We start from the raw sequence: 21,858 nt of genomic DNA, 5'->3' as shown, positions 1-21,858 counted from the left end.
CCTCTACTCATAAAAAAGGCCACCGGAGTGGCCAAAAAAAAGGAAGGTAGGATAAATGCGGAGGGTATCGTTTGGGTGGGATAGGGTGAGGATTACTCCTCAAGAAGGCTGCCCAACATCCAGACAGCCTGTTCGTGGGAAGCCAGTCTGTTGACCATAAGGTCCTCAGTCGCAAAGTCCTCGGCTTTTTGCGCCGCGGTGATGCATTTTCTACAGCTTGCGACTGTGCCCTCGTGGGCGGTAATCAATTCTTTAATCAAAGCCGTCGCTGTCCGCTCTTCTTTTGGAGAAATCGTGGAAAGCTCCGCCATGCGGGACAGGGCGCCGGGGGCTTTGTAGCCGATGGCGCGCATGCGCTCAGCGATATCGTCGATGGTTTCAGCGAGCTCTTTGTATTGCTTCTCAAACAGCTCATGCAGCGCGAAGAAATTCATGCCCCGGACGTTCCAGTGGGCGTATTGGGTGTAAAGATACAGGCTGTAAGTGTCGGCGAGCACGCGCGCCAGTTTGTCGGCGACTGAGTCCGCCTTGTTCTCTTTAATGCCCATATCCGGGGATGTAGCAGTCAGGTCGAGTTTTTTAGCGTGCTGATTCATAACCTCTCCTAGGTTTAGTTGCTTTCCCTGAATACAGCAGAAACCGGGCCAGGTTTTGAAAATATTTTTAAATTATTTATATATCAAATGGTTATGTGTGTATGAGGACATTGGGAGAGTAAGTTTTGTTCAGAAGAGCGCGCGCTGCGCCTGCAAGTTTTGCAATGGCTTTGCAAAACTTTCCCTGAGGAGGGCGACTCAGGCCCGTAGGCGTCGGCCTGAGCCTGAGTCGAGGGAAGAACTATTCGGGTTTGTTTTGCTCAAACTGTTTGAGCTGGCTGTCGCTGGCAGGTTTCTGATGCTTGGCTTTCCACTCATCGTAAGGCATACCGTAAACAATCTCTCTGGCCGCAGCGTCTTCCACCTGTTCGCCCCGTTCTTCCGCCGCGGCGCGGTACCATTTGCTCAGGCAGTTGCGACAGAAACCAGCGAGGTTCATTAGATCTATATTCTGAACCTCGGTGTTGTCCTGCAGATGTTTGACCAGTCGGCGAAACACCGCCGCTTCGATTTCGGTTTGGGTTTTAGAGTCCATAATTCAGCCTTGTTCTCAGTGAAGTAAAACGTACTTCCCAACGCTCTATTTGCCTGGCTGCCGTCAATAGGGCAGTTCGGCAAGTCATTGGCAAGTTCAACCGCAGATCAATATCCATTAGATACGGTGCAGTTCGCAGAAAATATGTGCAGATAAATAGAGGAACGCTATTTGTCTGCCGGATTGATAGTGTAAACGATTGATTCCGCTTCGTTGAGAGCGTACGGCGCAAGATCGCAACTCCAATTCGCTATGGCGCGTCGCTGTCAGAATTGGGCGGCGGTTGAAAACCTTCCGGCGTTTTGCCCTGAATGTGGTAGGCGAAGGCGATAATTTCCGCGATAACGCGATACAGCAACTCGGGTATTTCATCGCCGAGATCCAGTTGCGCCAGAGAGCGCACCAGCTCTGGGTTCTCGTACAAGGGAACGCCATGCTCCCGGGCGATGGCGATGATCTCCTCCGCGAGGTCCGCTTCGCCTTTGGCGGAGACCTTGGGAGCCTGTTTGCCATCGTAAAACAGGGCAATGGCCTGCTGAACGTCGCTTTGAGACGTTTCCTGGGAGTGATTGTTATGTGTATCCTGCTGTTTCTTTGTCATGCGCGTTCGTCGATCAGTTGGCGGGAAATCGGCGCGGAAGGCGTTGGCGGCGCGCCTTTACGCACAGCCAGGTCGCCGACTTCAAGGCCCCAATCCTGCAGACCTTTGCGCAGGCGCGGCAACTCTTCCGTAACCAAGCCGAGCGTCCTTTGCTCCATCGCCCAGAATGTGGCGGACACGGTTCCTTCTGTATACAGGACTTGGCTTTGCATGGGGCCGAGCCCCTCCAGGTCAAAGGCGAGTACGATTTTCCAGTGGCTTTTCTTGTTGTCTTTGGCTCCGCCGCGTTGTTCCTTTTCAAAGCGCATCTGAATGCTATCCATGCGTGGGGCGGCGACAGGCACCTCCACAAACCACACTTGCGCTCCGGTTTGGTCAGGACCAGCGCTGAGATTTTGCTGCAAGGCGTTCAATTGATGGCTGTGCAGACGCGCGGTGGCCTGCGCCAGAGCGCGCAACATTTCGCCGGCGTCCAAGTTGGCGGGCAGAGGAGGCCGTCCGCCTTCGCGCCCCATTGGCGGTGGAAATTGCAGTGGATGTCCGCCGGTCGCCATGCCCGGCTGCTCCGCTGTCTGTCGGGTCAGCCAGCTGACCAGTTGTTCCCAGTTGGCGGGAAGCGCGCTGTTGGGGAGACGATTGAGCTGCGCCAGCGTGGCGCCCAGCGCTACTGTCAGCAACGCCTTGATATCCTGCGGCGCAGCGCTCAGCAGGCGTGGTTCCGCGCCAGAGGATATGGCGGACTTGTCGGGAGCCGCTGCGCGATTTTCCGCCAACGTTCGTAGTAAATGACGCTCCAGTCCTACGCCGGACTGCTGGATAGCCTGCTTTAGTCCGCCAGCTTCGCTGATCCGCGGCGGCGTTGGCAGCGCCTGATTAAGTTTGTTGAGTGTTTGCGCCAGGTCTCTGGGTAAGCGGGTATCAGAGGATAATCGAACTAACGCCTCCAGGTTACGGCGAAGATCCCCCTGTAATGGCAGCCATTTGGATAACGTTTGCAATGTTGTGGCGAGGAGCGCCTGAGCGGGTTCTGTTTGCGGTGGAGCCAGAGAGTCGACGACTTTCAGGCCCAGTGCGGTGACCTGTAGTTGCAGCATCCTGCCGACCAGCCAGTCCTGAGGAAGTTGCGCTGTACGGATGTCTGTTTGTAGCGGCTGCGGCAGGCCTTCGGCGCTCAATATCAAACGCCAGGACGGCGTGGCGGAGGTTTGCGCGTTGGGGTTGGGATTGGGGTTGGGGTTGGGATTGGGCGTTGCCGTGCTGGGAGAAGGGGAGATGTCGGTGATGCGGGCGGAGAATAGATTGCCGACTTTCTGCACGATAGCCGCCAGTTCCGCCTGAATCTTAGGAGGGAGCGAGCTGGTGCGAGTGGGCGTCGCCGTGGCGTCAGGCTGAACTTTCATCGCTTTTTAACATTTCTCCCACAATAAAATGATCTTAATCAGGGCTATGCACTGACCATCCGGGGAAAGCTGGGCTATAATGCGCCCGTTTTTACAAAGCTTAAGCGCGAGCGGGCCACTTTTCTAACTCTTTTCCGTTATTGTTGACGACTTTTCAGAAAAATCGCCAATTTGTTATTCTTGCGCCGCTTTACTCCGGTTGTTCCGCGTTGCTCTGCACGACAGAGGCGCACACAAGAGGCTGCTTTAGTAATTATGACAGGTCAAACTCCTCTGCTTGAGGCCAAGAATCTCCAGTGCGAGCGAGATGACCGTATCCTGTTCGAAAACCTGTCCTTCTCCGTCCATCCAGGGGACGTCGTACAGATTGAAGGCCCCAACGGGGCTGGGAAAACCACCTTACTCAAACTTTTATGCGGACTGGCTCCACTGCGTCAGGGGGAATTGTTCTGGCGCGGCGAACGCATGTCGCAGGCGCGTCCGCAGTTTCTTTCATCTCTGCTTTACCTGGGCCATAAAACCGGCGTTAAAGCGTTGTTGACCCCGCTGGAGAATCTCCGCGCCTGGTGCGCCCAGCGTGAAGACGTGAATGAAGCGCGCATGATGGCCGCCTTGGAAACGGTTGGCCTGGCCGGCTATGAGTATTCGCCCTGCAACAGTTTATCCGCTGGACAACAGCGGCGGGCAGCGCTGGCTAGATTGCACGTTTCCTCAGCGCCTTTATGGGTGTTGGATGAAGCTTTCACCGCCATTGATAAAAAAGGCGTGGCCCAGCTGGAAGTGCTACTGCGTGAAAAAGCCAATGCAGGCGGCGCGGTGATTTTGACCACTCATCACAGTTTGCATTTGTCCGGCGAAGTGCGCCGCATTCAATTGGGGGCTGCGTCTTGACGGAAATAGGCGTATGGGCGGGATTTTGCGCCGTGGTGAGACGGGATTTGATGCTGGCGTTCAGGCGTCCGCAGGAACTGGCTAATCCGCTGGTGTTTTTCGTGATGGCGGTAAGCCTGTTTCCTCTGGGCGTTTCACCGGAAAAGAGCTTTTTGGCGCCGGCGGCGGCGGGTGTGGTCTGGGTGGCGTCGTTGTTGGCGACCTTGCTTTCTCTGGATGCCTTGTTTCGAGCGGATCATGAAGATGGATCGCTGGAACAGTTGACTCTGGCTCCTCAGCCCCTGTTTATTCTGGTTCTGGCGAAGGTCTTCGCGCACTGGCTAACGACAGGGCTGCCCTTGTTGTTGCTGAGTCCGGTACTGGCGCTGATGCTGCACGTCGATGAAAGTCTGCTTGGCGTCTTGATGTTGTCGCTGTTGGTGGGCACACCGGTTCTCAGTCTGATTGGGGCCATTGGCGCGGCCTTGACCGTGGGGCTGCGTGTAGGCGGGGTTTTGATTTCATTGTTAGTGCTGCCCCTGTATATTCCCGTGCTGATCTTCGGAACCGGCATGGTGCAGAGCGCGGCGGCCGGCATGGATTACACCGCCACGCTGGCCATGTTGGGCGCGATATTGGCGCTGTCGCTGACATTGGCTCCTTTCGCCGCGGCGGCGGCGCTTAAAATCAGCGTCTCCAACTGAGACAATAGAACAGGCTGGCGCAGCGTCTCGTATGGGCGAGGCGGCGGCGGACTGAAAAGCTTGGATACAGATAACAGAAGCGATTATGTGGGAAGCATTTAAACAGTGGTTTCACCGGTGGGGCTCGCCCAAATGGTTTTACGAGCGTAGTTTGATGTGGTCGTTCTGGCTCGGTTGGGGCGCCTTGATCCTGCTGCCTGTCGGCATGGTCTGGGGGCTGGCGTTTGCGCCCCAGGATTATCAGCAGGGCAATAGCTTCCGCATTATTTATCTGCACGTGCCCGCCGCCATCCTGGCGCAGTCCTGTTATATGATCATGGCGGTCGCCGGCTTCGTCAGCCTGGTCTGGCGAATGAAAATGGCGGATGTGGTGTTGAAATGCGCGGCGCCGATTGGCGCTTCTTTCTGTTTCCTGGCTCTATTTACCGGCGCGGTCTGGGGTAAGCCAACCTGGGGAACATGGTGGGAGTGGGATGCGCGTCTCACCGCCATGCTGATATTGCTCTTCCTGTATTTCGGCATTATCGCCCTGGAAGCCGCCATCGAAGACAAAATCACCGCGGGCAGAGCTGCGGCGGTGTTGAGTCTGGTGGGAGTGGTGAATATCCCCATCATCAAATACTCCGTGGAATGGTGGCGCACCCTGCATCAGCCGGCCACCTTCAAGCTGACGGAAAAGCCTGATATGCCGGTGGAAATGTGGGCGCCGTTGCTGGTGATGGTGATCGGCGTCTACTGCTTCTTCGGCTATTCGCTTTTCTTACGAAGTCGTAATGAGATAATCGAACGCGAACGCCGTACCCTATGGGTCCGCGAGCTATTGGCGAAAGAGGGGAAAGCATGAACTTCGAAAGCCTCAATGAATTTTTCGCAATGGGCGGCCATGGTCTGTACGTTTGGCTGGCCTATGGCGCGGGCGGACTGGTGTTCCTGTATAACCTGGCTGCGCCGAAACTAAAGCGCGGCAGTCTCGTCAAAAGATTATCCCAGCAGTATAGAAGGGAGAAGGCGTCCCAATGAATCCCAAGCGCAAGCAGCGTTTAATTATCGTGTCATTTCTGGTGATCGGCGTCAGCGCGACGGTCGGTTTGATCATGACTGCGCTCAGCAACAATGTGAATCACTTTTATAACCCTACCGAAGTGGTGCAGGGCGCCGCCCCTGTGAATAAAAGCATTCGTGTGGGCGGCATGGTTGTTGACGGCAGCGTAAACAGAGACGCCCAATCCCTGGCGGTCGTTTTTTCCGTGACGGATTACAACAACAACGTTGACGTTAAATACACTGGCATCCTGCCGGACCTCTTCAGAGAGGGGCAGGGTATTGTCGCTACCGGTAAACTGGATGCTCAAGGCGTGTTCCAGGCGGAGGAAGTACTGGCCAAGCATGATGAAAAATACATGCCGCCAGAAGTGCAGCGTGCGCTCGACAAGGCGCAGGACGCGGCGCCCGCGCAGACTTACTGAGGGAATGACGTATGATTGCTGAGCTGGGTCACTTCGCACTGATTTTAAGTTTTTGCTTCTCTATTCTATTGGCGGTTGTTCCTGTCGCCGGCGCCTGGATTGGCGACCGTCTCTGGATGCGTTTGTCTCGTCCACTTGCGGGCGCCCAGTTTCTGATGGCGATTGTGGCGTTCGCTGCATTGACCGCCTGTTTTTTGCGAGACGATTTCAGCGTCCGTTACGTGGCGGGTCACTCCAACAGCCTGTTGCCCTGGTATTACAAATTCAGCGCCGTATGGGGCGGCCATGAGGGCTCATTGTTATTGTGGGCGTTGATTTTGACTGGCTGGACCGCCGCCGTGGCCAAGTTCAGCAAGCAACTGCCGCTGGAAATGGTGGCGCGCGTACTGGGCGTCATGGGCATGATCAGCATCGGTTTTATGTTGTTCATCTTGATGACGTCCAATCCCTTCTTACGTTATTTGCCGAATTCACCCCAGGATGGCGCAGACCTGAATCCATTGCTGCAGGATTTCGGGTTGATAGTGCATCCCCCCATGCTGTACATGGGTTATGTTGGCTTCTCCGTCGCTTTCGCATTTGCGGTGGCGGCGCTGATGGGCGGTCGCCTGGACGCGGCTTGGGCGCGTTGGTCGCGTCCCTGGACAACAGTCGCCTGGGCTTTTTTGACTCTGGGCATCGCTTTGGGAAGTTGGTGGGCCTACTACGAGCTGGGCTGGGGCGGCTGGTGGTTCTGGGATCCGGTGGAAAACGCATCTTTTATGCCCTGGTTAGTGGGCACTGCGTTAATGCATTCATTAGCGGCGACGGAAAAGCGCGGCGTATTCAAAAGTTGGACAGTACTGCTGGCGATATTCGCTTTCTCGCTTAGCCTGCTGGGCACTTTTCTGGTTCGCTCCGGCATTTTGACCTCAGTACATGCTTTCGCCTCAGATCCTGAACGGGGGCGTTTCGTGCTTATGATGCTAGGCGTGGTGATTGGCGGCTCGCTGCTGCTATACGCCCTGCGCGCGCCAGTGGTAAAAAGCCGCATCGGTTTCAGCGAAACATCCCGTGAAGTGTTCCTGCTGGTCAATAACATCATTTTGGTGGTGGCCATGCTGACAGTGTTGATTGGCACACTGGCTCCGCTGGTGGCGGAGTGGATGGATAAAGAAATCTCCGTGGGCGCGCCCTATTTCAATTTGATGTTCTCCCTGTTGGTTCCTTTATTGGTCATTGTGATGGGAGTGGGCATGTACAGCCATTGGAAGGACACCAGGGCGGCGCAGCTGCTTGGTCCTGTTCCCATGTTTCTGGCGATCAGCACCGTTCTTTCCGTTGTGATTCCCTGGATGTATGGGGAAATCCATTTGATGGCGGTCATTGGCGTTTTCATCGCCGTCTGGCTGTTTGCAGCGACTCTGCGCGACGCCTGGCTCAAAAGCGCCTCCTCACAAGGGCGTTTGCGTGGCTGGCTGCGCACCTCGCGGAGCTACAAAGGCATGGTGCTGGGCCACCTGGGCCTGGCGGTGACCATCGTTGGGGCGACCATGGTGTCGCAGTACACGCAGGAGCGGGACGTGCGTCTGGCGCCGGGACAATCGGTCGAGCTGGCGGGTTTCACCTTTCGTTTCGATGAAGAAACCCAGCGTCGCGGTCCCAACTTTATCGGTGATCGCGCGACAGTTTCGATCCTCGACAGCGATGGTGATGTACTGCATGTTCTGCATCCGGAAAAACGCCGCTATCAGGTATCCGGTAACGTCATGACGGAAGCAGGCATCAATCCGGGGCTGTTCAGGGATCTCTACGTTTCTTTGGGCGAATCCCTGGAAGATGAGTCCTGGACCATGCGTGTCCAATACAAGCCTTTTGTTCGCTGGCTGTGGCTGGGCGGCGTGTTTATGGCATGGGGCGGCTTTCTGGCGGTAGCGGACAGACGCTATCGCATCAAGCTGAAACGCAAGCTGTCAACGGCGGACGCCATGGACAGCGGAGACGGTCAGGCGCCAGCGCGTGGCGACGCCGATGCGCTGGGAGGACAGCAGGCGTGATGAAGCGGTTATTCTTATTTGTTCCCCTGCTGGCGTTTGTTGCGGTAGTCATTCTGTTCAATCAGAACATGGACAACGATCCCTCCAAGCTGGAGTTGGCGCGCAAGGATCAGCCTGTGCCCGCGTTTAAGCTGGGCGAACTGTACAACCCTGATCGGGAATTGACGCCAGCGGACCTGAAGGGCGAACCCATGCTGCTCAATGTCTGGGCGACCTGGTGTCCTTCCTGCCGGGTGGAGCACCCCTACTTGCTTAAACTCGCTAAGGAATACAACGTTCCGATAATCGGTCTGAACTATAAAGACGATCGCGACGCGGCTAAGAAGTGGCTTGAGGCGCTGGAAGACCCCTATCGCTTTGTGATTTTCGACCAGGAAGGGCGTTTGGGGCTGGATCTGGGCGTGTATGGCGCGCCTGAGACATATGTGATCGACGCCGCCGGCGTGATTCGTTATCGCCATGTGGGCGTGGTGAATGAAAAAGTCTGGCGGGAGACCCTGGCGCCGATGCTGCGTAATTTGAAGATGGCGAACGCCAATGGGGTTGAGGAGCCTGGCTCATGATCGCGCAAAGATTACTGATATCCCTGGCTGCGCTGTGGATGTCCGCTGTCGCCTGGGCGATTGATGACTACCAGTTCAGTAGCGAAGAAGGCCGCGAGCGCTATCAGACACTGACTTACGAGCTGCGTTGTCCTTTGTGTCAAAATCAGAATATCTCTGACTCCACTGCGCCCATCGCCAAAGATTTGCGTCGTGAAGTACATCGAATGATTGAAGAAGGGAAGAGCGACGACGACATTGTTGACTTCATGGTGGACCGCTATGGCGATTTCGTGTTGTATCGGCCGCGGCTGAACGCGCAAACCGCCGCTTTGTGGTTGGGGCCCGTGACAGTGGTGACCCTGGGTTTGTCCATTTTGCTGTATGTCGCTCGCCGCAGACGTCGCTCTCTGGGAGAGTCCACCGAGTTGAGCGACGAAGAACAGGCGCGTTTGCGCGCCTTGTTGCAGCAAACCTCTTCCGAAGAATCTGAGCAGAAATAACAGGCATTCCGAATGACAGTATTCTGGCTGGCTATCGTCCTTATTGCGGTATTGGCGATAGCGATCATCGCCGTTCCTTTGTTGTCCATCCTGAAATCCGGTTCACAGGGCGCTGGCGCGCGTCGTGACACCGCCAACGTAGCGTTGTTCGAAGATCGTCTAACCGAGTTGCGTGCGGAGCTGAAGGCCGGACAAATCAGCGATACGGAATTTCACGATCTGCATATTGAACTGGAAAAGTCGCTGTTGAACGACGCTGAGCCGGGCGCGCAGAATACAGCGTATCGCAGCAGCCGCATGCGGCAGATTCTGGTGCTGGTTCTGGTGGTGGTGGGCGTTCCCGTGACAGCGCTGCTGATGTATCAGCAGTTCGGCGACTATAAAGGCCTGCGTCAGGTGGAGTGGATGAAAGAGACTCGCCTGCAGTTGGCTCTGGCGGGAAACGATCCTGAAGAGATTTTGCGTCGATTGCGTGATCGTCTATTGGAGCAGCCGGATAATATCGAAGGTTGGGCGCTATTGGGTCGCTCCCTGATGACCATGCAGCGTTACGTGGAAGCAGAGGAGGCGTTTCGCCAATTGGCGGAGCTGCTGACGGCGGAGGGCGAGAACCCCGCTGGGGCTCATGGGCTGCGTGCGCAGGCGCTGTTCTTCAAGGAAGGGCGTTTGAGCGCTCCGGTCAGGGCGGCTCTGGAGCAGGCTCTGAAAACCGATCCCAATGAAGGTAGCTCACTGAGTATTCTTGGCGTGGCGGCGTTTCAGGAACAACGTTATGCTGAAGCCGCTAAGTTCTGGCGCCGTATTATTGAACTGAACCCGAACGACCCGAATGCCGCGGCGATTCGCAATGGCGTAGCGAGAGCGGAGCAATTGGCTGCGGAGCAAGCGGATCAGCAACCCGCGCAGACGGCAGGCGGAGCCAGTCTGCAATTGCAAGTCAGTCTGGGTGAAAGTCTGAACGGCAAGGCTGAGCCCGGCGATACCGTGTTTATCCTCGCGCGGCCAGCAGACGGTACGCGCATGCCGTTGGCGGTGGTGCGTAAAACCGTGGGTGAATTGCCTGTCAGCGTCACCCTTGACGATTCAATGGCCATGGGGCCGATGGCGAAGCTATCCTCCGCGGAAACGGTGGAAGTGGTGGCGCGCGTGTCCAAATCCGGTTCGCCACAGCCTCAGCCAGGCGACCTGCAGGGCATTGTAGGTCCGATCCAATTACGCGCGCAAAGTGAGCCGCTCAATCTGGTGATTGATCAGTTGGTGCAATAATTAATGCGTCGGTGGCGCTACTCGCTCAGCAGCGCCGCCTTGATTTCCTCCATCCGCTCCCGATTGACGCCGAAATCCCGATAACCCAGCCGGGACGCCGAGCGCAGATGTATCACTCCGGCTTGCCGATCCAATAGAAACTCTACATCGTCCACAAAGCGGAAGACGAATGATGTGGCTTCCGCGCGGATGTAATTGGGCTTTTGTTGGGTGATGCGGATATTGCCGACGTTCTCCAAAACAGTGGGCAATTGATCCCACATCTGCGCGGCCTTGTCGTTGTAAAGAGGTGTAATGAAATGCTCCGCGTCGCTGGGATCGCTGAAGCTGCTGACGCAATTGGGGCTTTCCGGGCAGGGTGTCAGACGTCCGTCATGGGCTCCCAACCCCGCAGGAGGCTTGCTGCCGCAGGCGCTGAGGCCTGCGGCGATAACAAAGATTGTCCATTTTGCTGTGTTGCTCATCGCTCCTTCTCCGCTGCGCGTTGGCGCAGGCCTTGATTAAGGCGTGAAATACAGCTGTAAGATCAGTCGCCTTGTGCGTTGAATGCCTGACCAGTAACGCCAATGCTGTCTTTACCCATCAGATAAAGATAGACGTTCATGATCTCTTCAGGCGTTGGGTTTTTCGTAGCGTCTTCCGCCGGATAGGCCAGCGCGCGCATGGCGGTGCGGGTGGCGCCGGGGTTGACGCTGTTGACGCGAATGCGCTTGTCATCGTCGTCCAGTTCGTCCGCCAGCACCTGCATCATGCCTTCAACGGCGAATTTAGAGACCGCATAAGCGCCCCAGTAGGCTTTGCCTTTGCGACCGACGCTGGAGGAAGTGAAAATGATCGAGGCGTCTTCGGATTCACGAATCACGGGCATGAGTGACCGGGTCAACAGAAAGGGCGCCATGGCGTTTACTTGCATTACGCGAGCCCAGCTGTCCGGGTCGTAATGCTCCAGCGGGGTGCGATGGCCGAGAATGGCGGCGTTATGCAGCAGCCCGTCGAGTCGGCCAAACTCTTCACGGATAGTGTTGGCCAGATCGTCATAATCCTTCGCCACAGCGCCTTCCAGATTGACTGGAAAAATCGCTGGTTTGGGGCCGCCTTCCGCTTCGATTTCATCGTAGACGTCTTCCAGCTTTTTGGTGGTGCGGCCGCTGAGAATAATAGTGGCGCCATGTCGGGCGAAGGTCTTCGCCGCCGCGCGGCCAATTCCCGCGCCCGCGCCTGTGATCAGGATGACGCGGTCGTGCAGAAGGTCGGCGGGGGCTTGGTAGGAATACATAATGCGTGTTTTCTCTCGTCGTGATCTGTCTTTAGTGTGCAGTGACTTTCGATTATAACGCCCGAGGGGAAATCAAAGCACTTGTTTCAGCAGGGCGGCGACATCCTCCACAGAGTGCGCCACGTGGTCCGCATTCCAGGCCAGGGCCGCCTCGGGCTCGTCCAGGTAGCCGTAGGCGGCGGCGATGGTGAACATGCCTGCATTGGCGCCCGCCTGAATGTCGCGTATGTGATCGCCGACATACCAGCATTTCTGTGGGTCGCAGTCCGCCAGACGCGAGGCCAGTAACATAGGTTCGGGATCCGGCTTGGTGCGGGACACGTCGTCGGGGCATACCAGTGCGGCCATGCGGGGGCTCAGGTCCAACGCTTCCAGCAGCGCTTCGCTGTACAGTCTGGGTTTGTTGGTGATGACGCCCCAGCGAACGCCTTGATCCTCCATCAGCGTCAGCAGCGCTTCAAAGCCCGCGAACAGACGGCTGTCGACGGCGATGTGGCGTAGGTACAGGTCCAGTAGCTCCTGACGCAGGGACTCGAAATCAGCGTCCGTTTCTTCCATGGCGAAAGACAGTTTCACCATGGCGCGGGCTCCGTCAGACACTGTTTTACGCACGGCTTCATACGCCATGTCTGGCATGCCGCGCTGACTGCGTTGCATGTTCATCACCCGAAAGAAGTCGGGGGCGGTGTCGATTAAGGTGCCGTCCAGGTCAAAGAACACGGCTTCCGGACGGTAAAGTCGCATATCCGTCATCAGGCGTCCTTGAGCGGTTTGACCGCGTGCATGAGATAGTTGACGTCTACGTCGTCGCCCAGCTTGTATTCTTTGAGCAGCGGGTTGTAAGTCATGCCCCGCATTTCGCACAGGTCGAGATCGGTGCGACGCAGCCAGGCCGCCAACTCGCTGGGCTTGATGAATTTCTTCCACTCATGGGTGCCACGCGGCAGCATTTTCAGTACGTACTCCGCGCCGACAATAGCGAACAGAAAGGACTTGGGGTTGCGGTTAATCGTGGAGAAAAACAGGTCGGCGCCGGGTTTGGCGACGCGAGCGCAGGCGGCGATGACTGACGCCGGGTCGGGAACGTGCTCCAGCATTTCCATGCAGGTCACCACATCGAAAGACTCCGCTTCGGCTTCCGCCAGCTCCTCAATAGTGGTGCGGCGATAATCCACGCTGACGCCAGACTCCAGTCCGTGCAGACGCGCTACGGACAACGGCGCTTCGCCCATATCGATGCCGACCACATGTGCGCCGCGACGCGCCATGCTCTCACTGAGAATGCCGCCGCCGCAGCCTACGTCCAACACTCTTTTACCGGGAAGGGCGGCGCGCTCGTCAATAAAGTCGAGTCGCAGCGGGTTGATCTCATGCAGGGGTTTGAATTCGCTTTCCGCATCCCACCAGCGATGGGCGAGATCCTCAAACTTTTTCACTTCACTCAGATCGACGTTCTCAACGGGAGTCATGTATCCGTTTCCTCTGAATTGGTCGGAAGGGGCCGTGATGTGGCCCCACGCGTTCGCTTCGGCGGACTATTTTAATTGGCTTCGGCAGTATTGGCGATTCTCTCGCGCCAGGCGTCTACTTTTGCTCGTAGCTCGCGGACATCCATGTTGAGCAGCTTCTGCTCTTTCACCTGCGCTACGCCGGAGGTCCAGACATGGCTGACCTGGCTGGATTTGGTGGAATACGCCAAATGCGAGGCGACGTGATAAACCGGCTGCACTTCGATGCCGCTCAGGTCTACCGCCATGATGTCCGCCCACTTGCCAGCTTCCAGTGATCCCGTGACGGATTCCATGCCCAGCGCCTTGGCTCCGTTGATGGTGGCGATTTCCAGCGCCTGGAATGCGCTGACGGCGGCGGCGTCCTGCGCCACGGCTTTCGCCAGCATCGCGGCGGTTTGCAGTTCGCCCAGCATGTCCAGATCGTTGTTGCTGGCGGCGCCGTCGGTGCCGAGAGCCACATTCACGCCGGCTTTCAGCAGACGGTCCAGAGGACAGAAACCACTGGCCAGCTTCAGGTTGGACTCCGGGCAGTGAACCACATGGGCTCCGGTTTCCAACAGAATTTCCAGGTCGCGATCGTTAATCTGGGTCATGTGCACGCATTGCGTGTTCGGCGTCAGCAGACCCAGTTCGTATAAACGTTCGGTCGGGCGCTTACCTGTTTTCTCCAGGCCTTCCTCTACTTCGCCAGCGGTTTCGTGGAGGTGCACCTGTACTGGCATATCCAGTTGGTTAGCCAGCGTCACGACTTGCTCGAACTTGTCGTCGGAGACGGTGTAGGGGGCATGGGGGCCGAAGCCGATGCGCACCAGATCGCTGTGCTTGTATTCGTCGTGCAGGGCCAGGCCTTTATGGATGGATTCTTCCGCCGTCGCCGCGCCGGGAACCGGGAAGTCAATGACCGGGAACACGATCTGGCAGCGCATGCCGAGTCGAGTTGCTTCTTCGGCCACGGCATCCGGATAGAAATACATATCGCTGAAAGTGGTGGTGCCGCCCAGCAGCATTTCCGCCATGGCCAGTTTGGAGCCGTCGCGGACGAATTGGTCGCTGACCCATTTGCCTTCCGCCGGCCAGATGTGGTGGCTCAGCCACTCCATTAAAGGCAGGTCGTCCGCCATACCGCGGAACAGGGACATGGCCAAGTGGCCGTGAGTGTTGATCAGGCCAGGCGCCACGACGTGGTTGGGCAGGTCGACTGTTTCTTTGGCGGCGAAACGCGCTGTCGCCTCGGCGGCGTCGCAAACGCCCACAATTTTGCCTTCGGATACGGCGACGGAGGCGTTTTCAAGAACGACTCCCGCTGGTCTGACGGGGATAACCCAACGCGCATTTATCAATAAATCAACGCTTTCTTGAGCCACAGCTACACTTCCTATATCTATTCAAAATCAGCGCCCAAGTATACCTATAATACAAGGGGATAAGTAGGGCGCGGGGCTTAAATGACGTATAATGCCGGCCCGGACCAGCAGATTTTCGCCCGGTTCCGTTTTCTGACCATTTGATCAACTTATTGGGGCGCGCCACATGTCGCAATCTTCCGTTTCCGCCATTCGCTGGGCGAACAATCAACTTATTCTGCTAGATCAACGCAAACTGCCGCTGCAGGAATCCTATGTTCACTGCGCCACTCACGTTGAAGTGGCTGACGCCATCCGTCAGATGGTGGTGCGCGGCGCGCCGGCAATCGGTATCGCGGCGGCTTATGGCGTGGCGTTGGCGGCGGCGGAGTTCAGCTCTGACCGGGATCGCATGCATCGCGCTCTGGAAACGCTGGCGGATTCACGACCGACGGCGGTTAATTTGTTCTGGGCCCTGCGTCGCATGCGGGATCTGATTGACGGCTGCTCCGACGCGGACCTGTTTCCACTGTTGGTGGACGAGGCGACGCGTATCCATGAAGAAGACTTGCAAGCCAACCTGACCATGGGCGAGTTGGGCGCCGATCTGATCGCAGAAAGCGGTCGCGGCGCGTTGCTGACGCATTGCAATACCGGCAGTCTGGCCACTGGCGGCTATGGCACCGCACTGGGCGTGATTCGATCAGCGTACCGTCGCGATCTGGTGACGGAAGTGTTTGCGGATGAGACCCGTCCCTGGCTGCAAGGCGCCAGACTGACCGCCTGGGAGTTATGCCAGGACGATATCCCCGTCAAACTGATCGCGGATTCCGCTGCGGCGCATGTCATGAAAACCTGCGCGGTGAAATGGGTGATCGTCGGCGCTGACCGCATTACTGCTCACGGCGACGTCGCCAACAAGATCGGCACATACGGTTTGGCGGTTCTGGCGCGTCATCACGGCGTCAAGTTCATGGTGGCGGCGCCGTCCAGCACTATTGACTTCGAACTGTTCAGTGGCGCGGATATTCCTATTGAAGAGCGCACTTCCGATGAACTGAAGTTCGTGCAGGGAACGCCGTTGGCGCCGGAAAAAGCCAACGCCTTCAACCCTGTTTTCGACGTAACGCCGGCGGAACTGATTGACGCCATCGTCACCGAGCGCGGCGTGGTATTACGCCCGAATGCGGAAAAAATGCGCAAACTGCAATAATTGTCGCCTGCGCCGCGCCATTTTCTGAGCGCAGGCGAATACGGGGAGGATGATATTCCTTCCCGGGCTGCTATCTTTATCAGGGGAGGGCGATTTTTCAGCGGGACGCGAAACCGCGAGAGCAGAATTTATCTTCGCCAATGGCGCGTATAATTTATGCAGGAACCCATCATCCCAGAGAATGAAACGCAACGGCTTGCCTGTTTGCACTCACTGTGCATTCTGGATACGGAGCCGGAGCAGCGTTTTGACCGCATCACCAGGTTGGCGGCCTCGCTGTTTAATGTGCCCATTGCGCTGGTGTCTCTGGTCGACGCCGAACGTCAGTGGTTCAAATCGAAGGTAGGGCTCAGCGCGGCGGAAACCGGTCGCAACATATCATTTTGCGGGCACGCCATCCTGCAACGGGAAGTGCTGTATGTGCCCAATGCCTTGAAAGATCCCCGCTTTAGCGACAACCCCCTGGTCAGCGGACCGCCTTATATTCGCTTTTACGCCGGCGCCCCGCTAAGCCTGGATGATACGCACCGTATCGGCACGCTTTGTCTGATTGATGTGCGTCCCCGTCGTTTCAGTCCGGAACAATTGCAACGCTTGCAGGATTTGGCCGGTTGGGTGGAAAGAGAGCTGCATATGCTGCGTCTGGCGGAACTTTCGCACATGAATGCCCATCAGGAGGCGTACCTCACTTCCATTCTGCAGGCTGTTGTAGAGGGCATCGTGACGGTGAATGCGGAAGGCGTCATTGAAGCTGCCAACCAGGCGATGAAGGAGATGTTGCGGGTTTCCAGCGAGCAGTTGAATGGCGCTCATTTTTCCCAATGGTTGAAGAACGACGCGCAGCTGCTGGAGCTATTGCAACGTGGGCAGGAAGGCGATGCTGACACTCGGGATGGCATCCATCGTCTGGAGGTGGAACTGGTCAGAAGCAGCGGTGAGTCGTTTCCCGCGCAGCTCAGTTTCCGGCAGGTAGACATGGGCGGGGCGACCAGATGGGTCGGCAGCGTGGCGGATATTTCCGACCGCAAACGCGCGGAGGCGATGAAGAAAGAGTTTGTGGCGGTGGTCAGTCATGAGTTGCGTACGCCGCTGACATCCATAAAAGGCGCTTTGGGCCTGCTTTCAGCTACCGTGGGAGCGGGGCTGAACGAGCCGGCGGCGAAGCTGCTGTCGATCGCTTCCAACAACAGCGAGCGTCTGCTGGTGTTGGTCAACGACATCCTCGATATCGAAAAGCTGGAAGCGGGCCACGTGGATATGGCGTTGGAGGAAACGGAGCTGCTGGTTGAGCTGGAGCAGGCGATGAACATGAACGGGCCCTATGCAAAAGCCCGAAATGTGACGATGCAGCTTGAGCATGGCGCCGGGGACGTTATTGTTGGGGTGGATAAACGCCGCTTCCAGCAGGTAATGAGCAATCTGATTTCCAATGCGGTCAAGTTTTCCCCTGCACAGGGGCGTGTCACGATTCGCAGCCGATTATCCGGCGGCGGCGAGGTGTTTATTGATGTCGTGGATGAAGGCGTGGGGATCAGTGAAATAGATCAGGCGCGCATCTTCGATAAGTTTTTCCAGGCGCCGCCCACCGGTCGCCAGGCCGTGGCGGGTACAGGGCTGGGGCTGAGTATTGTGCGGGCGTTGATAGAGCAGATGGGCGGCGGGGTCAGCGTCAAATCACAGCTGCACAAAGGCAGCTGCTTTACACTGCGTTTACCCGCCCGTTGTCGGGAAATCCGCGCTTGATTTCGAAGGTCAAGAACGGGGCAGCCCAATAGCGAAGCGCACGCCGCGAGCGGTGTTCTCCACTTTGATCCGCGCCTGATGGAATTCGGCGATCAGTTTGACGATGACCAGCCCCAAGCCCAGATGCAATTCCTGTCCGCCGTCCTGGCGCACGCTCATAAACGGCGTAAACAGCTTCTCTTTGATGTCTTCCGGAATGGGGGCTCCTTCGTTTTCAACGTAGATCCAGCGCTCCAGTTTGGTTTCTTCGACGCCGATGTAAATAGCCCCGTCCGGCGCGGTAAAGTCTCTGGCGTTCTCCAGTAATTTGTCCACCGCCTGTGCAATCAATTCGGCGGATACGTCCGCCATAATAGGCGTGTCCGGCAGTTCAAGCTCCAGTCGACGCGGCTCCACAAGGGGGCGATAAGACTGCTGCAATTCACTGATAAGCTCGCTCAAATCGAACGTTTCAAGGCTTTGCGACTGAATCGTGGCTTCCAGGCGCGACGCCTGCCGCATGGCGGTGAGCAAGGCGCTGATGCGTTCGGCTCCGGCGCGGGCGCGGGCCAGATACTCCTGCTTTTCCTGCTCGTTGTCGGCGCTTTCCAGCAATTGCAGGGAGGAGCTGACGATAGCCAGCGGTGTGCGGCATTCGTGGGTTAGCTTGCTGGCGAAGGACTCCATATATTCCGAATAGCTGCGCAATTGGGTCAGCATTTCGCTGAAACTGCGTGATAGATCGCCCAGCTCATCCGGCAGGCGTGAGGCCTGGAAGCGGCCGCTGAACTTGGTCTCAGTGTCCAGCGCGGAAACAATACCTTTGCTCAAATGGGTGATGCGCCAGGATAGCCAGGAGGCGTAACCGAACAAGATGAGCATGATGACGATCAATAGCGCCACAGAGCCGCCGACTGCTGTGAATAAGGCGTCGTTGGCCACGGCGGCGATTTGTGGCGTGCGTTGCTCCAACTGCACCCAGCCTAATATTTTCCCTGTCTCGCTTTTAACGGGATAGCGGGTATTCAGGTTGGCGAGTTCCGAGGTGGCGCTAGCGTCCCAGGTGGAGCGCGGCGCGTCGGCGGCGGTTGGTTTGGGCTCAGACGCATGGGAGACTCCATCTACCGCCCAGCGCAGCAGGCGGCGCATGGTCACGCGCCAAACGTCGTCCTGCATGACGATGTCGCGCATCAGGTCGTTGTCGTATTCCAGCAGGGTGGCGCCCTGAGCGTCGGTCAAGCGTAACCGGGAGTACTCAGGGGTTAATTCCTGAGCCTTTTGAATCAACGCCGGCGGCGCGAAGTTCAGCAACATGGGCTCTGCGTCGCTGCCCAGCACATCCAGCGTATTGCGGTTGAATACCCAGGCGGCGGACTTGTCTATGTCGATCCAGCGCAGACTGAAGCCGTCCTGCAGGGAGGCGAGGGGGATGCGTAGCTCCAGGATAAAGCCAGGGCCATCCTCCTGCCACATGCCATGCACGCTGCTCCATGATCCGGCCAGGCGGGCCTTGATCTGTCCGGGTCCTTCCGTTTCCAGCATCGTCACCGCCTTGCCGCCTGCGAGATAGCCCGTGATCAATTCTAAATGGTCCGCCGGTTGGCTGCGGGCGTTGGGCTGTCCGTATTGAATAGAGGCGTCATTGGCGGCGACCAGCAGATACAGGTCCTGCCCGTCAGTGGCGGCCTTGACTGCACGAATGGAATCCGGCTTCGGGCCTGACAGGGCGGGAATTTCCGCCCAGTCGTCCTGATAACCGTCCAGATAGATAGGCGTATCATATTGGCGCACATTGAGAATGCGTCCGCCTATAGATGCCGGCGTCGGCCATTCCGGCCTCAGCAGGGAGGCGATGAAACCAGCCAATTGGATATGATTCTGCTGCTGGGATTCCCGCAGGCTCTGTTCTATCTGCTTGGCGAACTGAATGACCGCCCACGGCAGCAACAGCATGACGCAGGCGATCAGGATAAGCTGGCGACGTAGTTTCATGCGTCAGCCTAAGGTTGTGTCGAGTCCCAGCGGTATCCCATGCCGTAGGCGGTGTTAATCGCCCGGAAATCCGGGTCTACCGCCTGGAATTTTTTGCGGATGCGTTTGATATGCGAGGTGATGGTGCTGTCGTCGAGCACGGCGTTGGCGGCGTCCATTAACTGGGTGCGGTTTTTGACATGCCCGGGATGGCGCGCCAGCGCATGCACAATCCAGAACTCGGTGACTGTCAGCATGATGGGCTCATCGTTCCAGGACGCCTGCATGCGGTCAATGTTGAGTTTGAGCTGACCGCGGGTGATCAGTTCGTCCTGCTTCTGATTGGCGGCCTGCAAAGCGTCGAGACGGCGGAACAGGGCGACAATGCGGGTGAGTAGATAGGGGATGCTGATGTCTTTGGTCAGATAATCATCGGCGCCCAGACGCAGACCGGATATCTGATCGAACTCGCTGTCCCGGGCTGTCAGAAAGATAATGGGGACCTGTGAAGACAGCCCCCGCACTTCGCGGCACAGCTCAAATCCGCCTTCCACATCGGAGCCCAGACCCACATCAATAATCACCAGATCCGGCAGTTGCACGCGAAAGCGCTCCATGGCGGAAGGGCGGGAATCATAGGTTTCCACCTGATAGCCGTGTTTCTTCAACGCTTCACTGTAATTGGCGCGGATCAGAGGCTCGTCTTCAACTAAGGCAATTCTGCGGGTCATTTCACACCTATCGACAAAGAATGGCGCTATTAGAGCACGCCTGAATTTCCCTGCTCAAGAGAAGCGGCGCGTATTGCCACAATTCGTCATTTTTTGATCGACGCTTTGACGGTTTTTTAGCAGATAAACCGCTTATTTTTTGAGTGAAATGTAAAACGACTGCAACAAAACGGTTACTAAACTGACAGAAACAGTCTGAGTGTCCCGCAGTCGCTTAACCGGAACATCACTGCTGTACCCAAGAGGAGATACGCTATGAGCGAGAAACTTCAAAACGCCTCTAACTCGCCAACACAATCGAAAACCATGCGTTATGGCATGGCGTTACTGACCTTCGCCGCGATTGTCTGCGCACAGAATCTGTGTTTCATGATTGATAACCAAATGATCTGATTATCACTGCGAAAAGATGCGCGAACACTTTCCTGGAACTCAACCGCGCCCAGGTCAATGCGGTTGAGTTACCTCCTTCCCTGATTCATACTCCCCAAGGCCGCAAGAGCCGCGTCGAATCATTCGGCGACGAAACCATAAAATGAGCGAATCAAACCCCGGTTGTTGAGTCTATTCATCAGATAAAGGGGATCATCATGCGCGCGCTGCTGTGCAAAGAGCATGGACCGGCGGACAAGCTGGTCATTGAAGACACTGTCGAGCCTGAAGTAAGTGGGGCCAACGTTCTGGTGGACGTCAAAGCCGCCGGTCTTAATTTTCCCGATACCCTGATCATTCAGGGCAAATACCAGTTTCAACCTCCTATGCCCTTCAGCCCTGGCGGAGAAGTGGTCGGCCTGGTGAGCGCAGTCGGAGATCAGGTGAAGCGGCTAAAACCTGGCGACCGCGTCATGGGGCTGACGGGCTGGGGCGGTTTTGCAGAAAAAGTAGCGGTTCCCGAGTCCAACCTGATCCCAGTCCCTGCGGACGTAGACGATATTGTCGCAGCCGGGTTTGTCATGACCTACGGCACCTCTATGCATGCTTTGACTCAGCGCGGCCGACTACTGGCCGGTGAAACGCTGTTGGTGCTGGGCGCGGGCGGCGGCGTCGGGCTGGCTGCGGTGGAAATCGGTAAGGCGATGGGCGCCAAGGTGATTGCTGCGGCAAGTTCAATGGAGAAACTGGCGGCGGCTGAGGAAGCGGGCGCGGATGAGACTATCAATTATGCTGAGACGGATTTGAAGGAAGCCATTAAGACGATGACGGAAGGGCGCGGCGTGGATGTGGTCTATGACCCGGTCGGCGGCGCTCTGACGGATAAGGCGCTTCGCTCTATGGCCTGGGGGGGGCGACATCTGGTTGTCGGCTTCGCCAGCGGAGATATTCCCAAACTGCCGGCCAACCTGACTTTGCTGAAAGGGTGCGAAGTAGTGGGCGTCTTTTGGGGCGCCTTCACGCAACGCCAGCCGCAGGACAATCTGCAGAACTTCCAACGCCTGTTCCAGTGGATGCAGGAGGGCCGTTTGCAACCGCGGGTCAGCGAAGTCTATCCATTTGAGCAGGCGGCGCAGGCCATATCCGATATGGCGGAGCGCAGGCTGGTGGGCAAAGCGGTGGTGAGGGTCGCTGAATAGG

24 protein-coding genes are annotated in these 21,858 nt (G+C 57.1%); 13 read left to right on the top strand and 11 right to left on the bottom strand.

The genetic code is table 11. From position 1 onward, the window contains the following. Window positions 1–92: 92 nt before the first annotated feature. From O5O45_RS14995 to fliK, 4 genes are all read right to left on the bottom strand, one after another. Complete coding sequence (locus O5O45_RS14995) at window positions 93–596, bottom strand: Dps family protein (protein WP_305906014.1); 504 nt, start codon at window positions 594–596, stop codon at window positions 93–95. 241 nt (window positions 597–837) lie between these two features. Further along, window positions 838–1,131, bottom strand: a complete 294-nt coding sequence (locus O5O45_RS14990) for a DUF1244 domain-containing protein (protein WP_305906013.1) — start codon at window positions 1,129–1,131, stop codon at window positions 838–840. A gap of 250 nt (window positions 1,132–1,381) precedes the next feature. Next, complete coding sequence (locus O5O45_RS14985; RefSeq protein WP_305906012.1) at window positions 1,382–1,732, bottom strand: EscU/YscU/HrcU family type III secretion system export apparatus switch protein; 351 nt, start codon at window positions 1,730–1,732, stop codon at window positions 1,382–1,384. Beyond that, window positions 1,729–3,132 carry a flagellar hook-length control protein FliK gene (gene fliK, locus O5O45_RS14980; protein WP_305906011.1) on the bottom strand — a complete coding sequence of 468 codons (1,404 nt, stop codon included), beginning with the start codon at window positions 3,130–3,132 and terminating at the stop codon, window positions 1,729–1,731. Before fliK ends, O5O45_RS14985 begins: the two co-directional genes overlap by 4 nt. A gap of 255 nt (window positions 3,133–3,387) precedes the next feature. Between fliK and ccmA the strand changes: the two genes are divergently transcribed. The 9 genes from ccmA (at window position 3,388) to ccmI (ending at window position 10,519) form a co-directional block, all read left to right on the top strand. Then, window positions 3,388–4,023 (top strand): cytochrome c biogenesis heme-transporting ATPase CcmA, encoded by a 636-nt coding sequence (gene ccmA, locus O5O45_RS14975; protein ID WP_305906010.1) that lies wholly within the window; start codon window positions 3,388–3,390, stop codon window positions 4,021–4,023. Further along, complete coding sequence (gene ccmB, locus O5O45_RS14970) at window positions 4,020–4,706, top strand: heme exporter protein CcmB (RefSeq protein WP_305906009.1); 687 nt, start codon at window positions 4,020–4,022, stop codon at window positions 4,704–4,706. The genes ccmA and ccmB overlap by 4 nt, the downstream gene beginning before the upstream one ends. Before the next feature lie 85 nt (window positions 4,707–4,791). Next, the gene (locus O5O45_RS14965) at window positions 4,792–5,550 is read left to right on the top strand and encodes a heme ABC transporter permease (protein WP_305906008.1); all 759 of its coding nucleotides are present in this window, start codon (window positions 4,792–4,794) and stop codon (window positions 5,548–5,550) included. Further along, window positions 5,547–5,726 (top strand): heme exporter protein CcmD, encoded by a 180-nt coding sequence (gene ccmD / locus O5O45_RS14960; protein WP_216739670.1) that lies wholly within the window; start codon window positions 5,547–5,549, stop codon window positions 5,724–5,726. Before O5O45_RS14965 ends, ccmD begins: the two co-directional genes overlap by 4 nt. Beyond that, window positions 5,723–6,172, top strand: coding sequence for a cytochrome c maturation protein CcmE (gene ccmE / locus O5O45_RS14955; RefSeq protein WP_305906007.1), 450 nt, complete (start codon window positions 5,723–5,725; stop codon window positions 6,170–6,172). Before ccmD ends, ccmE begins: the two co-directional genes overlap by 4 nt. A gap of 11 nt (window positions 6,173–6,183) precedes the next feature. Continuing rightward, window positions 6,184–8,208 carry a heme lyase CcmF/NrfE family subunit gene (locus O5O45_RS14950; protein ID WP_305906006.1) on the top strand — a complete coding sequence of 675 codons (2,025 nt, stop codon included), beginning with the start codon at window positions 6,184–6,186 and terminating at the stop codon, window positions 8,206–8,208. Continuing rightward, complete coding sequence (locus tag O5O45_RS14945; RefSeq protein WP_305906005.1) at window positions 8,208–8,771, top strand: DsbE family thiol:disulfide interchange protein; 564 nt, start codon at window positions 8,208–8,210, stop codon at window positions 8,769–8,771. The genes O5O45_RS14950 and O5O45_RS14945 overlap by 1 nt, the downstream gene beginning before the upstream one ends. Continuing rightward, window positions 8,768–9,253, top strand: a complete 486-nt coding sequence (locus tag O5O45_RS14940) for a cytochrome c-type biogenesis protein (protein WP_305906004.1) — start codon at window positions 8,768–8,770, stop codon at window positions 9,251–9,253. The genes O5O45_RS14945 and O5O45_RS14940 overlap by 4 nt, the downstream gene beginning before the upstream one ends. A gap of 12 nt (window positions 9,254–9,265) precedes the next feature. Continuing rightward, window positions 9,266–10,519, top strand: a complete 1,254-nt coding sequence (ccmI, locus tag O5O45_RS14935) for a c-type cytochrome biogenesis protein CcmI (RefSeq protein WP_305906003.1) — start codon at window positions 9,266–9,268, stop codon at window positions 10,517–10,519. Window positions 10,520–10,536: 17 nt separating this feature from the next. Here the strand turns inward: ccmI and O5O45_RS14930 are convergent, their stop codons facing one another. The 5 genes from O5O45_RS14930 to O5O45_RS14910 form a co-directional block, all read right to left on the bottom strand. Next, window positions 10,537–10,983, bottom strand: coding sequence for a DUF1499 domain-containing protein (locus O5O45_RS14930; protein WP_305906002.1), 447 nt, complete (start codon window positions 10,981–10,983; stop codon window positions 10,537–10,539). 62 nt (window positions 10,984–11,045) lie between these two features. Further along, the gene (locus tag O5O45_RS14925) at window positions 11,046–11,795 is read right to left on the bottom strand and encodes a YciK family oxidoreductase (RefSeq protein WP_305906001.1); all 750 of its coding nucleotides are present in this window, start codon (window positions 11,793–11,795) and stop codon (window positions 11,046–11,048) included. Window positions 11,796–11,867: 72 nt separating this feature from the next. Continuing rightward, entirely contained in the window at window positions 11,868–12,548 is a 681-nt protein-coding gene (locus tag O5O45_RS14920) for an HAD family hydrolase (RefSeq protein WP_305906000.1), read from the bottom strand. Beyond that, window positions 12,548–13,264 carry a bifunctional 2-polyprenyl-6-hydroxyphenol methylase/3-demethylubiquinol 3-O-methyltransferase UbiG gene (ubiG, locus tag O5O45_RS14915; protein ID WP_127971952.1) on the bottom strand — a complete coding sequence of 239 codons (717 nt, stop codon included), beginning with the start codon at window positions 13,262–13,264 and terminating at the stop codon, window positions 12,548–12,550. The genes O5O45_RS14920 and ubiG overlap by 1 nt, the downstream gene beginning before the upstream one ends. A gap of 71 nt (window positions 13,265–13,335) precedes the next feature. Then, window positions 13,336–14,670 (bottom strand): TRZ/ATZ family hydrolase, encoded by a 1,335-nt coding sequence (locus tag O5O45_RS14910; RefSeq protein WP_305905999.1) that lies wholly within the window; start codon window positions 14,668–14,670, stop codon window positions 13,336–13,338. 166 nt (window positions 14,671–14,836) lie between these two features. On the opposite strand from O5O45_RS14910, the gene mtnA reads away from it, so the two are divergent. Together mtnA and O5O45_RS14900 are read left to right on the top strand one after the other, a co-directional pair. Continuing rightward, window positions 14,837–15,862 carry an S-methyl-5-thioribose-1-phosphate isomerase gene (gene mtnA, locus O5O45_RS14905; RefSeq protein ID WP_305905998.1) on the top strand — a complete coding sequence of 342 codons (1,026 nt, stop codon included), beginning with the start codon at window positions 14,837–14,839 and terminating at the stop codon, window positions 15,860–15,862. 156 nt (window positions 15,863–16,018) lie between these two features. Then, window positions 16,019–17,605 (top strand): GAF domain-containing sensor histidine kinase, encoded by a 1,587-nt coding sequence (locus O5O45_RS14900; RefSeq protein ID WP_305905997.1) that lies wholly within the window; start codon window positions 16,019–16,021, stop codon window positions 17,603–17,605. 9 nt (window positions 17,606–17,614) lie between these two features. Here the strand turns inward: O5O45_RS14900 and pdsS are convergent, their stop codons facing one another. Beyond that, window positions 17,615–19,576, bottom strand: coding sequence for a proteobacterial dedicated sortase system histidine kinase (gene pdsS / locus O5O45_RS14895; RefSeq protein WP_305905996.1), 1,962 nt, complete (start codon window positions 19,574–19,576; stop codon window positions 17,615–17,617). Between the two features lie 8 nt (window positions 19,577–19,584). Next, complete coding sequence (gene pdsR, locus O5O45_RS14890) at window positions 19,585–20,286, bottom strand: proteobacterial dedicated sortase system response regulator (RefSeq protein WP_305905995.1); 702 nt, start codon at window positions 20,284–20,286, stop codon at window positions 19,585–19,587. 255 nt (window positions 20,287–20,541) lie between these two features. Here pdsR and O5O45_RS14885 point away from each other — a divergent pair, with 255 nt between their 5' ends. Further along, the gene (locus O5O45_RS14885) at window positions 20,542–20,679 is read left to right on the top strand and encodes a hypothetical protein (RefSeq protein WP_305905994.1); all 138 of its coding nucleotides are present in this window, start codon (window positions 20,542–20,544) and stop codon (window positions 20,677–20,679) included. Between the two features lie 197 nt (window positions 20,680–20,876). Beyond that, window positions 20,877–21,857 (top strand): NADPH:quinone oxidoreductase family protein, encoded by a 981-nt coding sequence (locus O5O45_RS14880; protein ID WP_305905993.1) that lies wholly within the window; start codon window positions 20,877–20,879, stop codon window positions 21,855–21,857. The last annotated feature ends 1 nt before the right edge of the window (window position 21,858 follow it).

This window comes from Hahella sp. HNIBRBA332 (assembly GCF_030719035.1).
In the GTDB taxonomy this organism is placed as follows: domain Bacteria; phylum Pseudomonadota; class Gammaproteobacteria; order Pseudomonadales; family Oleiphilaceae; genus Hahella.
This window is presented reverse-complemented; position numbering and strand designations above follow the sequence as displayed.

Excerpts from the sequence above, each read along its gene's own strand:
- O5O45_RS14880 (WP_305905993.1), top strand. The coding sequence starts at position 20,877 with ATGCGCGCGCTGCTGTGCAAAGAGCATGGACCGGCGGACAAGCTGGTC.
- O5O45_RS14945 (WP_305906005.1), top strand. The coding sequence starts at position 8,208 with ATGAAGCGGTTATTCTTATTTGTTCCCCTGCTGGCGTTTGTTGCGGTA.
- ubiG (WP_127971952.1), bottom strand. The coding sequence starts at position 13,264 with ATGACTCCCGTTGAGAACGTCGATCTGAGTGAAGTGAAAAAGTTTGAG.
- O5O45_RS14885 (WP_305905994.1), top strand. The coding sequence starts at position 20,542 with ATGAGCGAGAAACTTCAAAACGCCTCTAACTCGCCAACACAATCGAAA.
- pdsR (WP_305905995.1), bottom strand. The coding sequence starts at position 20,286 with ATGACCCGCAGAATTGCCTTAGTTGAAGACGAGCCTCTGATCCGCGCC.
- O5O45_RS14900 (WP_305905997.1), top strand. The coding sequence starts at position 16,019 with ATGCAGGAACCCATCATCCCAGAGAATGAAACGCAACGGCTTGCCTGT.
- fliK (WP_305906011.1), bottom strand. The coding sequence starts at position 3,132 with ATGAAAGTTCAGCCTGACGCCACGGCGACGCCCACTCGCACCAGCTCG.
- O5O45_RS14950 (WP_305906006.1), top strand. The coding sequence starts at position 6,184 with ATGATTGCTGAGCTGGGTCACTTCGCACTGATTTTAAGTTTTTGCTTC.
- ccmI (WP_305906003.1), top strand. The coding sequence starts at position 9,266 with ATGACAGTATTCTGGCTGGCTATCGTCCTTATTGCGGTATTGGCGATA.
- O5O45_RS14995 (WP_305906014.1), bottom strand. The coding sequence starts at position 596 with ATGAATCAGCACGCTAAAAAACTCGACCTGACTGCTACATCCCCGGAT.
- O5O45_RS14990 (WP_305906013.1), bottom strand. The coding sequence starts at position 1,131 with ATGGACTCTAAAACCCAAACCGAAATCGAAGCGGCGGTGTTTCGCCGA.
- O5O45_RS14925 (WP_305906001.1), bottom strand. The coding sequence starts at position 11,795 with ATGTATTCCTACCAAGCCCCCGCCGACCTTCTGCACGACCGCGTCATC.
- ccmA (WP_305906010.1), top strand. The coding sequence starts at position 3,388 with ATGACAGGTCAAACTCCTCTGCTTGAGGCCAAGAATCTCCAGTGCGAG.
- mtnA (WP_305905998.1), top strand. The coding sequence starts at position 14,837 with ATGTCGCAATCTTCCGTTTCCGCCATTCGCTGGGCGAACAATCAACTT.
- ccmE (WP_305906007.1), top strand. The coding sequence starts at position 5,723 with ATGAATCCCAAGCGCAAGCAGCGTTTAATTATCGTGTCATTTCTGGTG.
- O5O45_RS14920 (WP_305906000.1), bottom strand. The coding sequence starts at position 12,548 with ATGACGGATATGCGACTTTACCGTCCGGAAGCCGTGTTCTTTGACCTG.
- pdsS (WP_305905996.1), bottom strand. The coding sequence starts at position 19,576 with ATGAAACTACGTCGCCAGCTTATCCTGATCGCCTGCGTCATGCTGTTG.
- O5O45_RS14930 (WP_305906002.1), bottom strand. The coding sequence starts at position 10,983 with ATGAGCAACACAGCAAAATGGACAATCTTTGTTATCGCCGCAGGCCTC.
- O5O45_RS14965 (WP_305906008.1), top strand. The coding sequence starts at position 4,792 with ATGTGGGAAGCATTTAAACAGTGGTTTCACCGGTGGGGCTCGCCCAAA.
- O5O45_RS14985 (WP_305906012.1), bottom strand. The coding sequence starts at position 1,732 with ATGACAAAGAAACAGCAGGATACACATAACAATCACTCCCAGGAAACG.
- ccmD (WP_216739670.1), top strand. The coding sequence starts at position 5,547 with ATGAACTTCGAAAGCCTCAATGAATTTTTCGCAATGGGCGGCCATGGT.
- O5O45_RS14940 (WP_305906004.1), top strand. The coding sequence starts at position 8,768 with ATGATCGCGCAAAGATTACTGATATCCCTGGCTGCGCTGTGGATGTCC.